This window comes from Acinetobacter sp. DMC2, from assembly GCF_056314305.1.
The window spans coordinates 132,179-151,407 of the sequence record NZ_JBQUYP010000006.1; the positions used below are offsets into that span (position 1 = coordinate 132,179).

The window sequence follows — 19,229 nt, forward strand, 5'->3', positions numbered from 1 at the left end:
TCAGACTTTTCCAACTAAATTTTTCCATAAAAAGTAGTAGCGCGGCTTTGCGTACAAACTAGATTTTTTGATACAAAAACTTAGCAGTAGTTAATCTTGCTTTATAAAAAGCTTCCTCTTGTTTACTCAATTCTAATTTTTCATGGGCAACTTATGTCTGTCGAGCCCACAGATAAGCGAACTCGATGCCACTAGAAAAATAGTGATAATCTAAAAAATACCATCTCATTATTTTTAGACCATGGTAATAGTAAGATCATGAGGACAAGTAGAAATTCCAAGAATATAAACTCACAACCCCACCTGTACTATACTTAAAACAGCAATAGATAAGAACAAAAGTGGTGGAACATAATCAAACCATGATGCTCTCTGTATAATAGTTTTTAATTTTCGAGCCATTGCGCCAACAGTCATATTGACACAAATACCTCCAAAATTAAAAATTAGCCCATATAAGAGAAAATACATCCAAGCAGGATGAGAATTTGAAGGTACAAATTGTGGTAACAAGCTAACAAAAAAGAGGCCAATCTTTGGGTTAGACAAATTAATCAGCATCCCTTTGCTAAATGCATGGCGGGCTGATTCTGTAGAGTTTTGAGAAAGAATATTTGGGCTTTCTATTGATTTACGTTTGGGCCAACACAGATATGCTAAATAAATTAAATACAAAGCACCAATAAATTGAATAACTTTGTATAGCATAGGAGTTTCTTGAAAGATAACCATTAACCCAAATGTCGTTAATAAAACATAGAAGAAGACACCAAACTCTACTCCTGCTGCTGCCTTTAATCCTGCTTTTATTCCATATTTTAATGATTGATTCATTACATAAACCATAGCAGGTCCAGGTGATAGATTAATAATCAACACTGTTATAATAAAAGATAAAAAACTATAATTCATTAGCTACTCTTTCCATTAAGTATTTCTAAAAAATAATACTTTAAGATTAGCCTCTTTAATTAAGCCAAAATTAGTATTTTTCCAGCCCAACACTTTCCAGACACTCCCAATTATTAATAATTACTTACATACATTCTTATGATTAATTTTATAATCCAATTACACCATTTATCAAAAAATTTTATTTCCAGATCTTCACCAGATGTATTAACTCATATAAAATTAAGACCTTATAAAAAATCATCTATTAACTAAAATCTACATCGCAGAATTAAAATATAATAATAAATTAAAACTTACATTCATTTCTATAATTATTAAAAATATATTTTACACTAGATCTTTTAACCCACTCCATATAATCAATAAAACCAACACAATAGAACATCTTATTAAATTTATATTAAAATTCGATCTTAACTCAATCAATATTACAGCTAATGAATTAGCTTAAAGAGGAAAAATCAGAACCACCAATTAAATTATTTCTTAAAAATAAATTGCATAACGCCAACTCTTAATATTTAAAAATTATTTATTCTAGCTAACTAATAATTTATTATTCAAAAATATCATGGCTACTTCTAGTATGACCACATCTCTTAAACTAACTTATCCCATCCAATTTCTTTTATAAAAAAAGAGCATTTTCATGCCCTTTTTATTTTTTATCTAGCTTTTAGCTTGCGTGCTTAAAACTATCAATTTGCTTGATCTCATAAGGCAAACCAACATAGTTTTCAGCCAATGTTGTTCTACCTGCAATCGAACCAAGTACATAACTTAGTTCGGCTTGTTTAATCTTATGATCAAACTCACTTTCAGTTTCAAAGCGATGCAATAAATGAGTCATCCACCAAGAAAAACGCTCAGCTTTCCATACACGTTGTAGGCATTTTTCAGAATATTCATCAATACCCTGTTCTGAACCTTCCACATAATATTCAACAAGTGCACTTGATAAATAAGCAATATCAGATGCAGCAAGATTGAGGCCTTTTGCTCCTGTCGGTGGAACAATATGCGCAGCATCGCCTGCTAAAAATAATTTTCCGAAACGCATTGGCTCAGTCACAAAGCTACGTAACGGCGCGATACTCTTTTCAATAGAAGGCCCTGTCACTAGCTTTTCACGGCTTTCAGGGTCTAGGCGGTTTTTTAACTCATCCCAAAATTTTTCATCGGACCAATCTTCGACGTGATCAGTTAAAGGGACTTGTAAATAATAACGGCTACGTGTTTCTGAACGCATACTGCATAAAGCAAAGCCACGTTCTGACTGTACGTAAATGAGTTCATCGGCTACAGGTGGAACATCGGCCAACACCCCTAACCAGCCAAACGGATAAACTTTTTCAAAAGTCTTAATTTTATCTTCGGGCACGCTGGCACGGCAAACACCATGGTAGCCATCACACCCTGCTATAAAGTCACACTGAATTTGAAAAGCTTTACCTTGGTACTCAAACTCAACTTTCGGCGCAGTGTAGAAATCTTTCACCTGTACATTTTGAGCTTCATAAAATGAAGTGAGCTGTGCTGCTTCACGGGCAGTCATTAAATCTTTAGTCACTTCGGTCTGACCATATACAGTCACTTGTTTTCCACCTGTGAGTGCGGCTAAATCAACCCGATGCAATTCACCATTGGTTAAGATTTCAATGCCCGAATGAGGTAAGCCTTTGTCTTTTAAGTTTTGGTCAACACCTGCTTGTGTCAGTAAGTCGACCGAAACTTGCTCTAAAATTCCTGCACGAATCCGTGAAGCCACATATTCAGCACTACGTTGCTCAACAATAATATGATCGATGCCAGCTTTATATAGAAGTTGCCCAAGCAATAACCCTGCTGGTCCAGATCCAATAATTGCAACCTGTGTCTTTAAAATATCCATAACTTCATCCTTGTTTCATCCTGACTTTTAAATTACTGGCTTTAAGTTTTGTTCACTATGTATTCAAGACGAAAATAACCGTTTATCATTTAGTTTGTCCGAATAGCGGACAGAAACAACCAAAATAACAGGAATGAATGGATGCCTTCTCTCGATGCTTTTTTAGAGCACCCGACCTCGCATGAGAAAATTCGTCAAGATGACTACATTGCAGGATTAGCTAAAGGCTTGGCTTTACTGGAAGCTTTTGGAACAGATCGGCAACGGCTTAATGTCACTCAAGTGGCTGAGCGAACTGGTATTAGTCGTACAGCGGCAAGGCGTTATCTAAAAACTTTAAAATACTTAGGCTATTTAGAAACTGATGAACATTACTTTTGGCTCACTCATCGTGTGCTGCGCTTTTCGAGTTCTTATTTAAGCTCTGCTCACCTGCCTAAAGTTGCACAATCATTTTTAAATCTTTTGTGCGCGCAGACGTCTCTTACTTTTTCGATTGTAGTTTTGGACGATAACGAAGTCGTACCCATTGCCCGTAGCTATTTACCACAGCAAGATAACTTACGTGTAAGTCCTTATGGCATGCATTTAGGTAACCGACTCCCTGCCCATGCCACTTCTACGGGTAAAGTATTGCTTGCAGCACTGTCTGAAGAAGCTCAACACACGTGGGTAAAAACTTACGGTTTAAAACGCTTAACCCCTTTTACCCTTGTAGATGAGTCAAAGTTTTTTGAAGTGCTTAAGGGCATTTCATTATCGGATTATTGTCTTTCTAAAGAAGAACATGAGCTTGGCGTAATTGCGATTGCAGTGCCCGTTTTTAATGCGCAAGGTCAAGCCATAGCAGCGCTTAACTGCATGTCTCAAACCAACCGTGTACAAGAAGATTACTTAGTTCAGCAAATATTGCCATTGCTACGCAATACAGCAAATGAACTTAGAAATGTGATTTAAATAGACTTAGAAACTCTTGTCATCAATTAGAGGTACAAGAGTTTCAGCTCATGATTTTAAATGGCGAATTCTTTAATTTGCTGGTTTGCCATATCTAATGCATTGTTACGATAAGCTTGCATGTCTAAGCCCTCTGCATAGATAAATTCAACCTCATGAATGCCCATTAGACCTAACACTGCTTTGAGATAAGGCGTGACTGCCTCAGTTTCTTGGCCGACATGAATACCGTCCCGACTACTTACCACTACTGCTTTTACCCCTTCAACCAAACCTTGAGGGTAAGTTTCGGTGTAGCGGAACGTTTGTCTTGCTCGTGCCACCAAATCAAACCAGTTTTTGAGTTGAGTCGGGACATTTAAGTTGTACATGGGTGCGCCAATCACGAGTAAATCGGCACTTTTTAATTCGGCAATTAATTCATCAGACAAAGCAACAATCTGTTGAATGTCTTGATTTTTATTTTCAGCCCCACGCAGCGCCTGAAAAATTTCCAGATCTAATACAGGCAGGTTCATTTCAGCTAAATTGCGTATGGTGATGTCATCTTGCAAACCTTGGTCTTTTCGATGTTCAAGCATTACATCGATTAGACGATTGGTTTGTGAAACCTCACCTATAATGCTGGATTTTAATACCAATATTTTAGCCATGACCATCTCCACGTTTTCAATGAAGCCATATTAACTCCACAATAAATTCAACAGTGGTGATATTATTTCTTATCATTGGTTCCCTTTAGGCAACAATCATGCAACATGAGCTAAGTGCAATTTCTATATTTGTGACGGTGGTTGAAGCTGGAAGTTTTGTAAAAGCTGCCGAGCAATTGCATTTAACTCGCTCAGCCATAAGTAAAAATATTGCCCGTCTTGAAGATCAGCTTGGTGTTGTTCTTTTTAAAAGAACAACACGTTCGCTCAGCATGACTGACGAAGGCGCTTTGTTTTATGAGCATAGCCGGCGAGCGTTAAGTGAAATACAAAACGCAGCGGCCCTGCTAGACCAAAGAAAAATCAACGCAACGGGGCGTTTACGAATGTCTGTGCCTGTACTTTTTGGACAAGTCTTTGCTGCCCCACTCATGGTTAAATTTGCTCAACAGCATGCGGACTTACAGCTAGAAATTTCATTTAATGATCGGACTGTAGACTTGGTCGAAGAAGGTTTTGATTTATGTATAAGAATCGGGGCATTACCTGACACCACTCAACTCGTTGCCAAACCGATTGGTGAGCATCGAATGTTACTTTGTGCCTCACCTGACTATTTAAATGAAGCAGGTCCCCTAGAAAATATTGAAGACTTAGACCACCACGCCACGATTGCCGATCCGCATTTTGGTCAAATAAAAAAATGGCAACTTCAACAGGAAAATACCGAGCCTTTGTTTATAAAACCCAAAGCAAAGCTTCTTTTAAATGATCTGCAAGCTATTAAAAATGCAGCACTTGCTGGAGCAGGTATCGCGTGGTTGCCCGATTGGCTCATTCAAAATGAATTACAGAATGGTACGCTTGTGCAAGTATTAGAAACCATGTCGAGTATTGCTTTTCCGATTCATTTGGTATGGCCTACACTGCCTTTTATGCCGCTGAAAACTCGTCTTGCAATTGATTATTTGACGCAGCATTTACCCCCTGAACTAAACATTCAAAAATAAAGTTAAAACAATAATGGTCACTCTTTCATCTGGTTTTTATAAATACGTTGCTCGCTAGGCTTAATGTTCAAATTAAGATGGGGCTTCTCGCCCCATCTTATTATTTAACACTCAATTGCATTAACAGCGAGGCCACCTTTTGAAGTTTCTTTATATTTCTCAGACATATCTTTGCCAGTTTCTTTCATGGTCTGAATAACTTTATCGAGCGTCACAAAATGCTCCCCCTCATCATGAAGTGCCATTTGTGCTGCATTAATGGCTTTTACAGCTGCAATTGCATTTCGCTCAATGCAAGGAACTTGAACCAAGCCACCAATCGGGTCACACGTTAAACCTAAGTTATGTTCAAGGCCAATTTCGGCCGCGTGTTCTACTTGTTCAGGTGATGCATCTAAAATCTCGGCTAAACCAGCCGAAGCCATTGCACATGCTGAGCCGACTTCGCCCTGACATCCCACTTCTGCACCGGAAATAGACGCATTGAGTTTACATAAAATGCCAACTGCTGCCGCACTTAGAAAAAAGCGAACAACTTTGTCTTCAGAAAAGTCTTTAGAAAAAGTCACGTAGTAATATAAAACTGCCGGAATAATTCCAGCTGCCCCATTTGTGGGTGCTGTCACTACTCGGCCGCCAGCAGCATTTTCTTCATTTACTGCTAAAGCAAATAAATTGACCCACTCCATGGCATGAAAAGTTGTCACAATCAGGTTTGAATTTTTCTTATTTAATAACTTATCGTGAATTTTTTTAGCCCGACGTTTTACGTTTAATCCACCCGGTAATATCCCTTCATTAATTAATCCGTTGTGAATGCACTGCTGCATCACTTTCCAGATGTCCATAATTTTGCTACGAATCTCACTTTCACTACGCCAACTTTTTTCATTTTCAAGCATTAATTCACTTATCGACAAATGATGAGTTTTACATAAGCTTAAAAGTTCAGCCGCGCTATGAAATGGATATGGAACTTTAATGTCACTGGTTTCAGATTGGGTTTGTGTTAATTTCTTTTGACTAACAATAAAACCGCCACCAATTGAGTAATATGTTTCTTCATATAAAATTTCTTCCGCGTCGTTATACGCAATCAGCTCCATTGCATTGGGGTGATAAGGCAAAGATTCATCCAAGAAAAGTACATCGTGCTTATAGTCAAAAGAAATATTCTTTTGCTGATTAAGCCGGATGGCGTTATTTTCAAGAACATCTTCAATCAAGCTTGTAGTTGCTTGAGTATCGACATGTTCAGGGTCAAAGCCCATTAAGCCTAAAAGAATAGCCTTATCTGTCGCATGACCAACACCGGTTGCTGCAAGCGAACCGTATAACTTCACCTGAACTCTAACCGTTGCTTGTAAATTGTTTTGCTTCAATAAATCATCCACAAAACTGTATGCCGCTCGCATGGGTCCAACTGTATGGGAGCTAGATGGGCCGATGCCAATTTTAAAAAGATCAAATACACTAATAAACACTGGGTCCTACCTTCAATTCATTATTATTCGTATGTTCGTCGTTATTGTGTCCTTTCGGATGACATTAAAATTATCATTAAGTCTGGTACAAATCACGAATAACTATTGGGTAGCAGCACAAAAAGACAACGGTTGAACAATCCATATCGGTCTGTTTAATGAAGAACATAAATTGTAGCGCTTTCATCAACCCTCATAGATGTTCCAGAACTAGTTTTTTAAATAAGAGCGCTAATTTGTATAAATTTAAAACCACAAATATTAGCCATTAGTCGCACCTCCCTATTTTTATTCATTTTTGCTGGTAAAGTGCTTTACATGGTTTGATACAACCTACTTAACTCAGATGCATAATTCACCTGTTCTTGCATCTGATGTTTTTCTGCCTCTAGTTCGCTAGAGGCTTTTTTTATTATTGATTTAAAGCTGATATATTAAATTTCTAGACATAATTAAAGACAAAAAAAATGGATCGACTTTTCAAATTAAGTATTTTAAGTTTTCCTGTTTTATTGTTAAGTGGTTGCATTGGTTGCTATAACCCGACTGGCTGTAATCGAGATGATTCCCCTTATTTCTATACAAAACAAATCACTCAAGTCAAAGGCGTAACAGTTCCTGTTGGAACAAAACTGGTTTATAAATCTCAAAAGTCCAAACAGAAAGATGAGCAAACTGCACCACTTAAAGAAGAACATATAACCGGAATAAAGCTACCAAAAGATAGCGCTATGCTTTGGGGAGGAATGCCTACTAATCATCTCCTTCAATTTGCTAACTCTGAAATGCAGGGATTTACAGTCTACCGAGCACAAGGAACTCCCGCTGTATATTCCAATCAATTTTTAAAACTCTGGAAAGAATGTGATAGTGATTTAGATGTTTCTATCAAAAATAAAAATGACTGGAGCTTTAATCCTTCAAATATGAAAATTATTGGATGTGGAATTAACTATCAAGAAAGAGCTTCATACAACACCAATAATCCAAGCCAAGATAAAGTTGATATTTTTCTCATCAAAATTAATCACGCTTTGCAACAACTGCCCCAACAAAAAGAGTATCCAGTCATTCATTATTCCCAAAATTAAAGTCATAAAAAAGCCTGCATCTCAACAGGCTTTTTTACTTCAAGATTTGGTTTAACAAACTTTAATTAAACAAATTAACCACAAGTTGCCTGAGTAATTTTCTTAGAAGCAGGATCAATAGTGACTGTAACTCGGTTTGTACGATAATCCATTGTCATTGGTTGACCAGGAGCCACTTTACGCACAATCTCTGATTGAGTCTTTTGTTTAATTTGATCATCAGTCAGACCAGATTGCCCCACTAATTTTTGAGCTTCTTCTGCTATACAGTTCGCTTGGTTATCACGGAATAATTTCCATTCTTCGACGACTTGGCCATTTGGTAAATGACAATACCCAACCTGACCATTTGCTTCATTTCTAATTTCTAATTTCCCACCTTGTTCAACACAATATTGACTAGCTGGGTTTGGTGAACCAATTTTTGGTGGAGTTGAATCTTTATGTTGTACAGACGAACAAGCCGTTAACGAAACAAGCGCTAAGCCAAGAAAGATCATTTTTTTCATAATTTTTTGCTTCTTACTAAAAAAACTAAAGATATCAAAAAAATTCATGTTCCATATGACTTGTTTACAATAAAAAACTCACTTGAATGTTCTAGCAAAATAAATTTAATTTATTGGAAATTAAGATATTCCCAATTAAAAGCCATTTTTTGAACTATTTTATTCAGGTCTTTCTAAAATTCGGGCCCCTGATCCGTCTTGTCCTAAAATATCTTCAGGATTTCTTAATGGACATTGCTCTAAGGATAAGCAACCACAGCCAATGCACCAGTCCATTTCATCTCTTAATCGAGTTAATTTTTGAATTCGATCATCCAAATTTTCTCGCCAATGACTCGATAAATCCTTCCATTGCTTAGCTGTTAATTTACTACCTATTGGATACTGACTTAAGGCTTCTTTAATCTCATTTAAAGGAATACCTACTCTTTGAGCAACTTTAATAATCGCAATATATCTTAAAATAATTAAGGGATAGCGTCGTTGATTACCATTCGTTCTTATACTTTTTATAAGTCCTTTCGCTTCATAAAAATGAAGGGTTGAAACAGGAACCCCGCTCCTTTTTGCAACTTCACCCACAGTCAAAACGCGACTAGGGTCAGCTTTTTTATTTTCACTCATCACATTTGACCTCAACTTTACTTGAGGTTTATAAGAGTACGTCTTTGTTTTGTCAAATAAATAACAGAGGTTTTGTTATATGTTATGAGCCACTTTTATCAAGCTATGGTTCTTATCTGTAAAAGCAAAAGATAAAAAATGAATCTGATGATTAATCAAGTTCAATCTATAAAATAACTTGCTATCAGTTAAATTTAAGAAATTAGTTTTGTAGAGTACTCGGACATCCACAAATCCAAAACATGTTGTAAACGAAAGGCATTGGAGCGCCTAAGGGATAGACTTTAATTTGCTCGATCTTATAAGTTTTTTTACGTGATTCAATGTGAAGTATATTATCGTGACGTGCAATCACAATTCCCTTTTTATATAATTTTTTCCTTTCATTCTTTGCGTCAAATTTATATACCAAAAAGTAAACTTTTTCTCCTACGCTAATCTTTGAATGATTAACCATAATGTAACCGTTACAATACTTACATTGCCAATCTTTCATATCTCAAATTATCACACGCTTAAATTAAAAAAACACACTGAATTTTATAGTATAAATTTATTAAAGATATAAATCTAAAGAAATACTTTAATTGAAAAAATAAGGTTTATTTGTGACACATATCACAATAAAAACTTAAAATTATATTCAGATACATCAATCACTTATCAAAAAATATTTAAGGTTTATTATTTTTTAACATATAAAATCCATCCATAATTTATTTAATCATATAGTATATTTAACAATAACTTTAAGGTTAATTATAAAGATGACTTTAATATTTAATACAATATTTAATTCATTATATTTAGCTTAGCACTAAAAATATTAATAAATAACATTAAATTAATTTCACAGTAAGATTGAAAATAATTCATTTCACATTATATAAAAAATAAATATATAATGAATTGCATTACAATTTAATTTTTTTATTATGTCAACTCAACGTTTAAAATTAGAACTCCCATCTGGACACGATCAATTATTACTTCATTCTTGTTGCGCTCCTTGTTCAGGAGAAGTGATGGAAGCCTTGATTGACTCAGACATTAAATTTTCAATATTTTTTTATAATCCTAATATTCATCCAGTAAAAGAATATCTCATCCGTAAGGAGGAAAATATTCGTTTTGCCGAAAAGCATAATATCCCGTTTATTGATGCAGACTATGACACTGACAATTGGTTTGCTCGAGCAAAAGGTATGGAAGATGAACCCGAACGTGGTATTCGTTGCACCATGTGTTTCGATATGCGATTTGAACGAACTGCCCTTTACGCATATGAAAACGGCTTTAGTCTCATCAGTAGTTCGCTAGGAATTTCTCGCTGGAAAAATATGGCGCAAATCAATGACTGCGGAATTCGTGCTGCTGCGCCCTATCCTGAAATTCAGTACTGGGATTACAACTGGCGTAAAAACGGTGGCTCAAGCCGTATGATTGAAATCAGTAAACGAGAAGAGTTTTATCAACAAGAGTATTGTGGCTGTGTATATTCTTTAAGAGATACTAACCGCTGGCGTATGGGTAATGGGCGTGATCGTATTAAACTGGGTGTTAAGTTTTATAGTAATGCTATGGAAGAAGATTAATTTTTATTTCTCTTTAAGAATTAATTAAGTTATTCCGAACTATATTTATTTTTGATAAAAAAACGGCCACATCTGGAGAATGTGGCCAAAAGGTGTACTAAATAAGCTTTGATGTAGTTAGATTAATTGGGCTAGCTTAAAATAATATTAATTAAAATTATTTTTTAAAAATTTTAATAACATTTCTATTTTCATATAACCAATTGATCATCATAGAAATTCATATTTAAGCATTTAAAGAATGATTAAATTTATCTAAATAACAAAACTTAGGCTATTATTTTTCTTGTAAATGTTGTGCAATTTTTTGAATGTTTTCAATAATTTCATTAGGTGTGTGGGCTGCATAGCCAAAAAGTACCGCGGCCTTTTTGGTTGGCATCTGACAATATCTTGATAATGGCTGAACAGCCAAGTTTAGAGCTGAACACTGATCAATAAATTCTTGCTCTGTCCACTTACCTTTTAACCAGCACACTGCATGGATACCTGAATCTGTAGGTTGAACACTAAGCACATCTGCAAGATGCTCATCAATCGCTTTAATCAATACTTGTTGGCGCTCATAGCAAGCTTTTCGAACTTTGCGTACATGCCGAGCATAGTGACCTTTTTGTATAAATTGAGACAAAGCCACTTGCTCTAAATAAGAACTTCGAACATCGGTATAGTATTTTGCTGCACTAAAGGTTTCGATCAATGCTTCAGGCACAACCATAAATCCTAACCGAAACTCTGGAAACATCATTTTGGTAAAAGTACCAGAGTAAATAACTCTTTGCTGCTGATCTAAACCTTGTAGCGCCTGAATGGGATGTGTGCCATAGCGAAACTCACTATTATAGTCATCTTCAAAAATCCATTTCGCTTGTTGAGATGCCCAATCAAGTAACGAAAAACGGCGGGCGAGACTTAAGATTCCACCTACAGGAAACTGATGTGAAGGCGCTGTATAGACCAGTTTGCTTTTTGAATAATGACGAATAATGTCTGAGACTTGCATTCCCTCTTCATCACTTTCAATTAAATTTACCTGTGCACCAAAACTTCGGAAAATATTAAAAGCAGCGTCATAACCTGGGTCATCTAAACACACCTCATCATTTGCTTGAAGTAAAGCATAGGCCGTTAAATGAATAGCTTGCTGCGTCCCATTTACGATAATAATTTGCTCTTCGTTGCAATTCAGCCCTCGGGTGGAGCGGACATATTCACAAATTGCCTGACGTAGAGGCAGATAGCCACGCGGGTCGTGAAATTGACCAAGTTGATAATACGACTGCCGCCAAGCTTGATTTAATAACTTTCCCCAAAGTTGATGAGGAAATAAATCAACACAACCCACACCCACATGGAACATTTTTTTCTTTTGACTTGACCACGACTGCTCTCGCCATGAGGTTAATAAAGCTTCAATATTCGGATTAATATTTAAGGATTGATGATTATTTTTAGACGTTTTTTTTGAATTTTCTTGAACATGTATTAACTGATCTGGCACAACCTCAGCAACATAGGTGCCCGAACTTGGTTTGGTAAATAAATATCCCTCATCAAGTAATCGTTCAAGAGCTGCCAATACAGAGTTTCTTGAAATTGACATCATCTCTGCTAGGGCACGACTTGAGGGTAATTTTGTTCCGGCAGATAGCCGTCCATCTAAAATAGCATCACGCAAAGCCGAATATAGCCCCTCTTTAATCTGCCCTTTTGGCAAAATCAAATGTGGGAACGATGCCGAAATCGAAGCTGCCATAATAAACTGGTACTTTAAAAAATATCAAAAGTGTACCTTATAAAAATACCACTATCAAAACTACACTTTAGTTGTCCATTTTCCATTACTTTAAAATAGAGTGTAATTATTATGCAAAATCAAGCTATTCAAATCATCCCTGTTCAACAGCAGGACTATTCACAATGGGAAAAATATTGGCTTGCTTATCAAAATTTTTATCAGGTAAATTTACCTCTTCATGTCACAAAAGTGACTTGGGAACGCTTTTTCGATGAAAATGAACCCGTTTATTGTGCTGTTGCCAAACAAGGCGAGCAAGTTTTGGGAATTGTGCATTATGTTATTCATCGTTCAACATGGGCAGAAAATAATTATTGTTATTTAGAAGACCTCTATGTTTCCCCTGAAGTTCGTGGACAACACATTGGTAAGCAACTGATTGAATATGTGCAAAAGCAAGCAATTCAACACAACTGTGACCGTTTATATTGGCATACTCAAGAAACCAATGTAACAGCACAAAAGCTTTACGACTGGATTGCACAAAAACCAGGGATTATTGAATATCGTATGCCTTTGAACTAAAAAAGCAAAAACACCAAAAGCCAGAGTGCTTTTGGTGTTTAAATTTTAGTACGAATAAGCTTAATCACTTTGTTATTAATCGTTAAGCACTGGTTAAATGCTGCGAAACGTTTGAGCTCTTGATCTAGTTCAAAAAAGAAATGCTCTTTATCTTTGATTGTTTTTTCTAGATGCAGGCTAATCACTTCTAATTCTTTGATAGACCGATGTGCTTTACAATCTAGTCGGCCTACTAACTCATATTGATAAAGAATAGGTAAACAGAAATATCCATATAACCGTTTAGCTGCCGGTACATAGCATTCGATTCGATAATCAAACTCAAATAAAGAAGTTAAGCGGTCACGATGAATAAGCGAGTTATCAAAAGGTGAAAGTATTTTTAAAGCAAAATCAGTCTCCACTTTTTGTTCTATTGCAGCTACATCCACATATAGGGTTTGACCATCGGCAAGTTTAACCGCTGATAAAACACCAGCATCAACCTGCTCTTTTAGCACAACACGCATAGCCTCTTTTAAATCATTTTTCTTTAAATGAACTAATTGCTTCCATGTAAATGCTCCATGTGCTCGAAGCGTATTATTAAATAAATACTGCGCATATTCATAAAGCGTGGGCATTCTTAAATCAATATTTTCAGGTAAACAGCGTTCGGTCAAATCATAGACTTTTTCCATTCCATTACGCTTACAGATCATCAAGTCACCCTGCATATATAACTGCTCAAAAGCACGGCGGCCTGGTCCGGTATTCCACCAGTTTCCTAAACTCTTTTTATTATTCTTATCAATATCTCTTAATCGAATTTTACCTTCAGCACGAACACGGGCCAAAATTTCATTCATGAGCTGCTGATCACCTCTATTAAAATAACGGCTTTCCCCTTTCCTAACAGACATCATGGCAGGCAGTGCATAGCGATAATCTTTCATAGGAAGATAAGAGGCGGCATGATACCAATATTCAAAAATCTGGCGCTCGCGTACCAAACTATTTAAATGATTTAAATCATAGTCAGGCACTCGGCTCCACAATATATGGTGATGAGCTCGCTCTACAACCGATATGGTATCAATCTGTACATATCCTAAATGCTCAATAGCCTGTAAAGTTCCATCCACACCTTTTGCAAATGGACTAGTTTTACCTAAGCCTTGATTAAATAGAGCCAAACGTTTTAAAGATGAAGTCATAGAAAGCTCAATGGGCTAATCACTGAATCAATTTTTATGTCCTGTATTCTAGGTTCTGTAAACATATTCTTCTCTTTTTAATTTATATCATTCAAACTTTCAGCAATCAGTTTTTCTGCCATTTCTTGTGTCTTTCTTAAGCCCGGCATACGGAACTCTGTATGACCATAATCTTGAATAGATTTCCAACGTCCGCCCCAGGTAAGCCCAACCGATTCAGCAACTTGCCCATATAAACGATAGCCCTGCATAGCCCAAGGGTCTCTTTCAGAAATAACCACTTTTCCATTTCGTTTAAAGGCGACATCTGCTGCCAGACCAAATTGATGATAACTCTGATACCCTTTTGCTCTTGTCGTGTTCGGATTACCTGCCAACATATTCTGACGCACAGGACTACGATATCCCTCTAATAGAACCAACTCATAACCATATTGTTCTTTCATGATTTTAAAAACCATGAGTAAACGCTGCTTATAACGGGGGTTCATTTTGCTCCATTTACGATCTACTAAACTGGTATCTAAAATAGCTCGCCCATCAAAACTCGTATTATCAATAGGTGAAGAATTAATGGTTCCACTATTTTGAGCAGAATATTGTTGCTCTAATTGTGTAGCCTCTACAATTGCGGCTTCAATTAGGCTTTCATCCACTTCTGGTGGCGGTGATAGTATTTCACCGTTCAAAAGCGCGTAGATTTGAGGATCTGTTTTTTTGAGATATTCAGCTTCAATTCGAGTTGAGCTAATAGGTCGAGTAAAAGCAAAAACTAATATACTGGCAAATAAGAAAAAGCCTGCAATAACAATCCACCACTGCTGTAAATGCCAATGGGATTGCAGCTTTTCAGGCGCAGCCGCCTGATTCATTGTTTGAGCAAATTGTCTAACCTGATTAAGCTGTTTACGGCCTTGTGGCAGTAATGACAAAACAAAATCTTTGCTTCTCGTCCTTAGCTCATAAGACATTAAAAACGCTAAACCAATTGCTAAGCATGTAAAGCAAAAGAAAATGAGAAAAATCATCATTTGTTCATTAATTCACAGCAAAAGGACTTCGTGTAATTTTAATATCTACCGATGCTTTAGGTGGTTCAACCTCAGCTTCGGGTTCGGCTGGAGCTTTATTCTCAACAACAGGTTTAGCCTGTGCCACTTGTTGCTGCGGCGTTTTAGTCACTGGCTTTTGCTGAGCCGGCTGTACCTTCGGTTGAGCCGTTTTAGCTGCACCCGTCTGTAGTTGAGGCACAACCTGAACTTTCTTTTCACCCGTGAGCTGTTCGTCAAACGGAGAAACTCGCTGTTGATTGACAGTAGCAGGCTTATGCTGAGCAGGTTTAAAGATATTACTTAATTCATTATCTTTAGGTTGTTCAAAACCATCACGGCTCATTGAATCTGTTTCGTTGTCTTGACTGACAGCAACCTGACTTTGTTCATCAGAAGAATGAGCAGTTTCTTGATTTAAAATCTGTTCCTCTGTTGATTTACTCTCAATTGCTATTGATTCTGACGAATGCGGTTGAGACAAGAACAGGAATAGCGAGATGCTGACAAACACCCCGGCAATAACACCAATGACAATATAAAGTATTGGTGATTTCGGCTTTTTTTTATTCGATTGTAGAACTCGAATAGAAGTTGGTTTTTCCTGAGCCATTTCGTACCATCATCAAGGTAAATAAATTGTAATATGCGCTTGCTCTTGAGGAGCAGAAATCACATTTTGATAATTAGATAATGCTTTATCATTTTGATTATTCAGCATAAATCTTAGCCCAGCAAAGGTAAGCAATGCAAAAATCAATAAAAAGATCAAAATCCAAAAGAAAGGTACTTCGCGATGAATAATATTTCGTATCTGATCGGGAATGGCCGAGAACGGCGAAAAGGCAACTTTTTTTCCTTTCAAATAGTCAATTTCGTCACCTACTCTTGATACTAAATGATTGAGACTTTCCGTAGATTCGATTCGGTACTTACCCTGAAAACCTAATAAAAGGCAGTAATGAAATACTTCTAGAGCAGCTAGACGTTCTTTTCCACGGCTACGTAATTGCTCCAATATTTCAAAGAAGCGATAACCCGCTAACTGAGAACCAAACAAGCTCAATTGTAACGGGCTAATTAACCAAGCATTTTGCAAATTAAAATAACTTGCGTCTTGTTGCGTTACGATCGTTTCATCAATCAAAGCACAGAATGCATATTTAGCATCATGAATATCATCAGCTGAAAATTGTAACTTTTTGGCTTGCTGCTCAAATTGATTGAGTAAATTTAAGATTTTTTCACGAAACTGCTGAGCGTCTGCTGGCACATACTGATTTCGAATTAAAAAAACCAAATAAAAGCCGTCATGCAATAAATCAATAAGATTGATTGCCTGTAGTTTTGCTTGAGACTGGCTATTATTGTTCCCACCTGTTCCAATTTGTCCATCATCAAATAAAGAAGGAGCACCTGTGGATTGTGACATTTTTCTCTCCTTTACCTTTAAGCGTTCATAACCGCAATCAGTTCAATACTGATATCTTGGAAACCAGCTGGAACATAAATACAAATCGTTTCTGAATCTAACATGCGCTGATAAAGTTCATGATGTGGTTCAATCTCGAAATAGCTCACCCCAGAACGTACCGGTATTGCAGTTGGAACTTGAATTAAGTGATGCAATGGAATCGCAGGCAATGCAGCAACTACACGTTGTTCCACATCTAAAGTGCTACCGATCTTGAATCGTAAAGGCACAATCTGGATTAATTCATGTGTCTGCATTGCGCTACTTGATACAGCAATATAAAGTCGAGTATCTCGAGTAATCTTATCGGTCTCAAGACTTCCCACCCAATATGAAGGTCGGATTTCTTTAAGCGCAATGCTGATATAACGACTCGAAATAATCGTATCGAGTAAATCACGTAGAATCGTGTCTAACTGCGAAAAACTTTCTTGTAAATTATGATGTTTATAGGCAGGCAACTGATCGACATCATAGGCCGTCGAGAACGTTAATAATGAACCTGCTAAACGCAATAATTCGAAGAACAAACGCTCTGGATGAATTTGTGGATATTGCACAAAATGATTTAGACCAGCATGAGCTGTATTTAAGGCATTTACCAACCAGAACGAAACGATATCACCTGAACGGAATTCAATTAATTTCTGTTCATTTTCTCGGTTATTGGTTTGAATCGTCTTAATTTTTGCCTTAATAACGTTCAGAGTTCTTTTTAAGTTTGAAATGAGTGTTTCAGAGGCATCCACATGCAAAATTGGTGGAATAAACTTTCGGTCAATTTCAAAAGCACCTGAACTTTGACGTTTAATCTTTCCAATAGGCAGATATAAGAAACCATCCAGATTATGATCTGGATTACTATGCACATCTAATAATTTAAAAACAGCACGGCGGCGTAGCAAACTAATATCTGCTTCGGTAGCGTTAGTAAACAGATCATGCGTTTCGACAAGGTGTGATTGATATCTGCCCTTTTGTGCTTGGTTTTGATCAATTAGATTTTGCTTATTTGCTTGTAAGAGCGGTAATGCTAAATAAATTAGCATCTCACCACGTAAATTAAGATCATCCAATAAAATTGGTTCAGGCAATAAATCATATGCAGGCGCCTGATAAATTTCACCGTCTTGCCAGATCATCTCTACAGACTCAAGAGCAAGAATATGTGTGCTCAATTGAGCCTCATCGAAACTTAATTTCTGAATACCATATGAAAAAGGTACGACCGCACGAACCGTATGATTCAAGCGTTGTTCATGATAGGTATCTTGAATTTGGAAATGTTGAGGTCTTAAAAATAAACCTTCGCCCCATAGGACTTTTTCAGCTTTAAACATATGTCTTTACCAATCTTTATTCATATTCATTTTTAGGCTGCACACCTAACATTTCCTGAACCATTTGTAATGGATGCTCATCTTTGATGACTTGCGCTAACCATTCATGTAATGGCATTTGACTCCATTTAATCGTTTTTTGAAGCATATAACTCACAGGACTATGCGGCTCGTTTGCCTGAAAGTAATCCGCAATTTCTTGCAGCACTTTCATTGCTTGCTCACGGTTCGCCAAGTGTGTTTGTGCTTGAGGCTGAAAAGCAGGCTGATCTGAAACAACTTGTACAGGCACTTGATTTTCCATAGATGAACTCGTGATGACAGTCGCCTGCTCTTGGACTGGCGTAAGTCCAGTACCGAAAGCTTCTGCTTTATAAATCTTGCGTAATGTGCTGTGAATAGTTTCAAATGCTGAATCAATTGCACCAAAACTCGGTGAGTCTAGCCCCATTAAATGGTCAAGGGTTTGCTTTAAAACATCCCACTCGGTTAAGACTGAGCTAAAATCTTGATAATTAGAATATTGAAAAGTTTTAGACGTATTAAAAATAGCTTGATCGAACTGTTCTAACTCCGATGGTCCCGACTGACTATCGTACTCTTCAGTTTGTTTACGACGAATGTTCTCGTGATATAGAAAATTATCGTAATCAAGCAAATTGTAATAAGGCACTGTATTGGTTAAAGAGACTTTCTTCAACAAGCCAGGTAACTGATTAATTAAACCCTGTAATAAACCAATGCGTTGATCTAAGTCATCATCTTCAATAACAGGATGAATTTCCTGCCAATATTGATTAAGCATGGTATGGCTTAAAGTTAAGCCTTTCGCCATACCTTCAAAACCGTAAAGATGAGTCCAAGCCTCTATGAGCCAAGTTAATAGACGAATATCTTTTGTATTCTCTTTTAGCAAAACACTCGTTTTATTTGATACAAAATCCCAGTCGGCTTGTTTTCGCTCAGCCACCCAATCGCCTTGATCTAGCAATAGATCATCTTGTGTTTTCGCCTTTTTGATTTCATGAAATTCATTAGAAAATGAAAAGTCATCACCACAAGGTAAGCTATCACTAATGGGTTCAAGGAGTTCAGAAATATCAATATTCATCTAATTT

Annotated in this window: 19 protein-coding genes and 1 pseudogene; 5 read left to right on the forward strand and 15 right to left on the reverse strand. The window is 36.7% G+C overall.

All coding sequences use genetic code 11. The annotated features are described in order from the left end of the window. Window positions 1-61: 61 nt before the first annotated feature. From ACT53H_RS14035 to pobA, 3 genes and pseudogenes are all read right to left on the reverse strand, one after another. Window positions 62-214, reverse strand: a pseudogene (locus tag ACT53H_RS14035) (acyl-CoA dehydrogenase C-terminal domain-containing protein); the annotation flags it as partial. A 77-nt stretch (window positions 215-291) separates the two neighbouring features. Then, the gene (locus tag ACT53H_RS14040; protein ID WP_443272159.1) at window positions 292-912 is read right to left on the reverse strand and encodes a LysE family translocator; all 621 of its coding nucleotides are present in this window, start codon (window positions 910-912) and stop codon (window positions 292-294) included. A gap of 679 nt (window positions 913-1,591) precedes the next feature. Then, window positions 1,592-2,806, reverse strand: coding sequence for a 4-hydroxybenzoate 3-monooxygenase (gene pobA, locus ACT53H_RS14045; RefSeq protein WP_476009446.1), 1,215 nt, complete (start codon window positions 2,804-2,806; stop codon window positions 1,592-1,594). A gap of 141 nt (window positions 2,807-2,947) precedes the next feature. Here pobA and pobR point away from each other — a divergent pair, with 141 nt between their 5' ends. Then, window positions 2,948-3,763 carry an IclR family transcriptional regulator PobR gene (gene pobR, locus ACT53H_RS14050; protein ID WP_476009447.1) on the forward strand — a complete coding sequence of 272 codons (816 nt, stop codon included), beginning with the start codon at window positions 2,948-2,950 and terminating at the stop codon, window positions 3,761-3,763. A gap of 56 nt (window positions 3,764-3,819) precedes the next feature. Here the strand turns inward: pobR and ACT53H_RS14055 are convergent, their stop codons facing one another. After that, window positions 3,820-4,416 carry an NAD(P)H-dependent oxidoreductase gene (locus ACT53H_RS14055; RefSeq protein ID WP_476009448.1) on the reverse strand — a complete coding sequence of 199 codons (597 nt, stop codon included), beginning with the start codon at window positions 4,414-4,416 and terminating at the stop codon, window positions 3,820-3,822. 98 nt (window positions 4,417-4,514) lie between these two features. On the opposite strand from ACT53H_RS14055, the gene ACT53H_RS14060 reads away from it, so the two are divergent. After that, the gene (locus tag ACT53H_RS14060) at window positions 4,515-5,426 is read left to right on the forward strand and encodes a LysR family transcriptional regulator (protein ID WP_476009449.1); all 912 of its coding nucleotides are present in this window, start codon (window positions 4,515-4,517) and stop codon (window positions 5,424-5,426) included. A 104-nt stretch (window positions 5,427-5,530) separates the two neighbouring features. Here the strand turns inward: ACT53H_RS14060 and ACT53H_RS14065 are convergent, their stop codons facing one another. After that, window positions 5,531-6,910 (reverse strand): L-serine ammonia-lyase, encoded by a 1,380-nt coding sequence (locus tag ACT53H_RS14065; RefSeq protein ID WP_174729440.1) that lies wholly within the window; start codon window positions 6,908-6,910, stop codon window positions 5,531-5,533. A 467-nt stretch (window positions 6,911-7,377) separates the two neighbouring features. Between ACT53H_RS14065 and ACT53H_RS14070 the strand changes: the two genes are divergently transcribed. Beyond that, window positions 7,378-8,001: a hypothetical protein gene (locus ACT53H_RS14070; protein ID WP_151962513.1), complete on the forward strand. Its 624-nt coding sequence runs from the start codon at window positions 7,378-7,380 to the stop codon at window positions 7,999-8,001. Window positions 8,002-8,075: 74 nt separating this feature from the next. Here the strand turns inward: ACT53H_RS14070 and ACT53H_RS14075 are convergent, their stop codons facing one another. From ACT53H_RS14075 to ACT53H_RS14085, 3 genes are all read right to left on the reverse strand, one after another. After that, the gene (locus ACT53H_RS14075; protein ID WP_443272148.1) at window positions 8,076-8,510 is read right to left on the reverse strand and encodes an I78 family peptidase inhibitor; all 435 of its coding nucleotides are present in this window, start codon (window positions 8,508-8,510) and stop codon (window positions 8,076-8,078) included. 159 nt (window positions 8,511-8,669) lie between these two features. Beyond that, on the reverse strand, window positions 8,670-9,137 hold the full coding sequence (gene soxR / locus ACT53H_RS14080; RefSeq protein ID WP_081399172.1) for a redox-sensitive transcriptional activator SoxR: 468 nt from the start codon (window positions 9,135-9,137) through the stop codon (window positions 8,670-8,672). A gap of 199 nt (window positions 9,138-9,336) precedes the next feature. Beyond that, on the reverse strand, window positions 9,337-9,630 hold the full coding sequence (locus ACT53H_RS14085; RefSeq protein WP_004793158.1) for a hypothetical protein: 294 nt from the start codon (window positions 9,628-9,630) through the stop codon (window positions 9,337-9,339). Window positions 9,631-10,069: 439 nt separating this feature from the next. On the opposite strand from ACT53H_RS14085, the gene ACT53H_RS14090 reads away from it, so the two are divergent. Further along, window positions 10,070-10,729 carry an epoxyqueuosine reductase QueH gene (locus ACT53H_RS14090; protein ID WP_034596265.1) on the forward strand — a complete coding sequence of 220 codons (660 nt, stop codon included), beginning with the start codon at window positions 10,070-10,072 and terminating at the stop codon, window positions 10,727-10,729. A 277-nt stretch (window positions 10,730-11,006) separates the two neighbouring features. Here the strand turns inward: ACT53H_RS14090 and pdxR are convergent, their stop codons facing one another. After that, a complete protein-coding gene (pdxR, locus tag ACT53H_RS14095; protein ID WP_476009450.1) occupies window positions 11,007-12,485 on the reverse strand; it encodes a MocR-like pyridoxine biosynthesis transcription factor PdxR in 1,479 nt (492 codons plus the stop codon). 111 nt (window positions 12,486-12,596) lie between these two features. On the opposite strand from pdxR, the gene ACT53H_RS14100 reads away from it, so the two are divergent. After that, window positions 12,597-13,052 (forward strand): GNAT family N-acetyltransferase, encoded by a 456-nt coding sequence (locus tag ACT53H_RS14100; RefSeq protein WP_174731031.1) that lies wholly within the window; start codon window positions 12,597-12,599, stop codon window positions 13,050-13,052. Window positions 13,053-13,090: 38 nt separating this feature from the next. On the opposite strand, the gene ACT53H_RS14105 is transcribed toward ACT53H_RS14100, so the two are convergent. The 6 genes from ACT53H_RS14105 to tssA all read right to left on the reverse strand — a co-directional run bounded on the left by ACT53H_RS14105 (window position 13,091) and on the right by tssA (window position 19,222). After that, a complete protein-coding gene (locus tag ACT53H_RS14105; protein WP_476009451.1) occupies window positions 13,091-14,248 on the reverse strand; it encodes a winged helix-turn-helix domain-containing protein in 1,158 nt (385 codons plus the stop codon). Window positions 14,249-14,325: 77 nt separating this feature from the next. Then, the gene (locus tag ACT53H_RS14110; protein WP_004793171.1) at window positions 14,326-15,279 is read right to left on the reverse strand and encodes a M15 family metallopeptidase; all 954 of its coding nucleotides are present in this window, start codon (window positions 15,277-15,279) and stop codon (window positions 14,326-14,328) included. Window positions 15,280-15,286: 7 nt separating this feature from the next. Next, window positions 15,287-15,910 carry a hypothetical protein gene (locus ACT53H_RS14115; protein WP_174731037.1) on the reverse strand — a complete coding sequence of 208 codons (624 nt, stop codon included), beginning with the start codon at window positions 15,908-15,910 and terminating at the stop codon, window positions 15,287-15,289. A gap of 12 nt (window positions 15,911-15,922) precedes the next feature. After that, entirely contained in the window at window positions 15,923-16,729 is an 807-nt protein-coding gene (icmH, locus tag ACT53H_RS14120; RefSeq protein WP_174740056.1) for a type IVB secretion system protein IcmH/DotU, read from the reverse strand. Between the two features lie 17 nt (window positions 16,730-16,746). Beyond that, window positions 16,747-18,111, reverse strand: coding sequence for a type VI secretion system baseplate subunit TssK (gene tssK / locus ACT53H_RS14125; protein WP_005304041.1), 1,365 nt, complete (start codon window positions 18,109-18,111; stop codon window positions 16,747-16,749). 16 nt (window positions 18,112-18,127) lie between these two features. Then, a complete protein-coding gene (tssA, locus tag ACT53H_RS14130; protein WP_004793180.1) occupies window positions 18,128-19,222 on the reverse strand; it encodes a type VI secretion system protein TssA in 1,095 nt (364 codons plus the stop codon). Window positions 19,223-19,229 lie beyond the last annotated feature (7 nt).

Bases quoted from the DNA above. Each gene is read 5' to 3' on its own strand.
- pdxR (WP_476009450.1), bottom strand. From the start codon at position 12,485: ATGGCAGCTTCGATTTCGGCATCGTTCCCACATTTGATTTTGCCAAAA.
- ACT53H_RS14115 (WP_174731037.1), bottom strand. From the start codon at position 15,910: ATGGCTCAGGAAAAACCAACTTCTATTCGAGTTCTACAATCGAATAAA.
- ACT53H_RS14075 (WP_443272148.1), bottom strand. From the start codon at position 8,510: ATGAAAAAAATGATCTTTCTTGGCTTAGCGCTTGTTTCGTTAACGGCT.
- pobR (WP_476009447.1), top strand. From the start codon at position 2,948: ATGCCTTCTCTCGATGCTTTTTTAGAGCACCCGACCTCGCATGAGAAA.
- ACT53H_RS14070 (WP_151962513.1), top strand. From the start codon at position 7,378: ATGGATCGACTTTTCAAATTAAGTATTTTAAGTTTTCCTGTTTTATTG.
- ACT53H_RS14055 (WP_476009448.1), bottom strand. From the start codon at position 4,416: ATGGCTAAAATATTGGTATTAAAATCCAGCATTATAGGTGAGGTTTCA.
- ACT53H_RS14110 (WP_004793171.1), bottom strand. From the start codon at position 15,279: ATGATGATTTTTCTCATTTTCTTTTGCTTTACATGCTTAGCAATTGGT.
- tssA (WP_004793180.1), bottom strand. From the start codon at position 19,222: ATGAATATTGATATTTCTGAACTCCTTGAACCCATTAGTGATAGCTTA.
- ACT53H_RS14105 (WP_476009451.1), bottom strand. From the start codon at position 14,248: ATGACTTCATCTTTAAAACGTTTGGCTCTATTTAATCAAGGCTTAGGT.
- ACT53H_RS14060 (WP_476009449.1), top strand. From the start codon at position 4,515: ATGCAACATGAGCTAAGTGCAATTTCTATATTTGTGACGGTGGTTGAA.
- ACT53H_RS14085 (WP_004793158.1), bottom strand. From the start codon at position 9,630: ATGAAAGATTGGCAATGTAAGTATTGTAACGGTTACATTATGGTTAAT.
- ACT53H_RS14100 (WP_174731031.1), top strand. From the start codon at position 12,597: ATGCAAAATCAAGCTATTCAAATCATCCCTGTTCAACAGCAGGACTAT.
- ACT53H_RS14090 (WP_034596265.1), top strand. From the start codon at position 10,070: ATGTCAACTCAACGTTTAAAATTAGAACTCCCATCTGGACACGATCAA.
- tssK (WP_005304041.1), bottom strand. From the start codon at position 18,111: ATGTTTAAAGCTGAAAAAGTCCTATGGGGCGAAGGTTTATTTTTAAGA.
- pobA (WP_476009446.1), bottom strand. From the start codon at position 2,806: ATGGATATTTTAAAGACACAGGTTGCAATTATTGGATCTGGACCAGCA.
- ACT53H_RS14040 (WP_443272159.1), bottom strand. From the start codon at position 912: ATGAATTATAGTTTTTTATCTTTTATTATAACAGTGTTGATTATTAAT.
- icmH (WP_174740056.1), bottom strand. From the start codon at position 16,729: ATGTCACAATCCACAGGTGCTCCTTCTTTATTTGATGATGGACAAATT.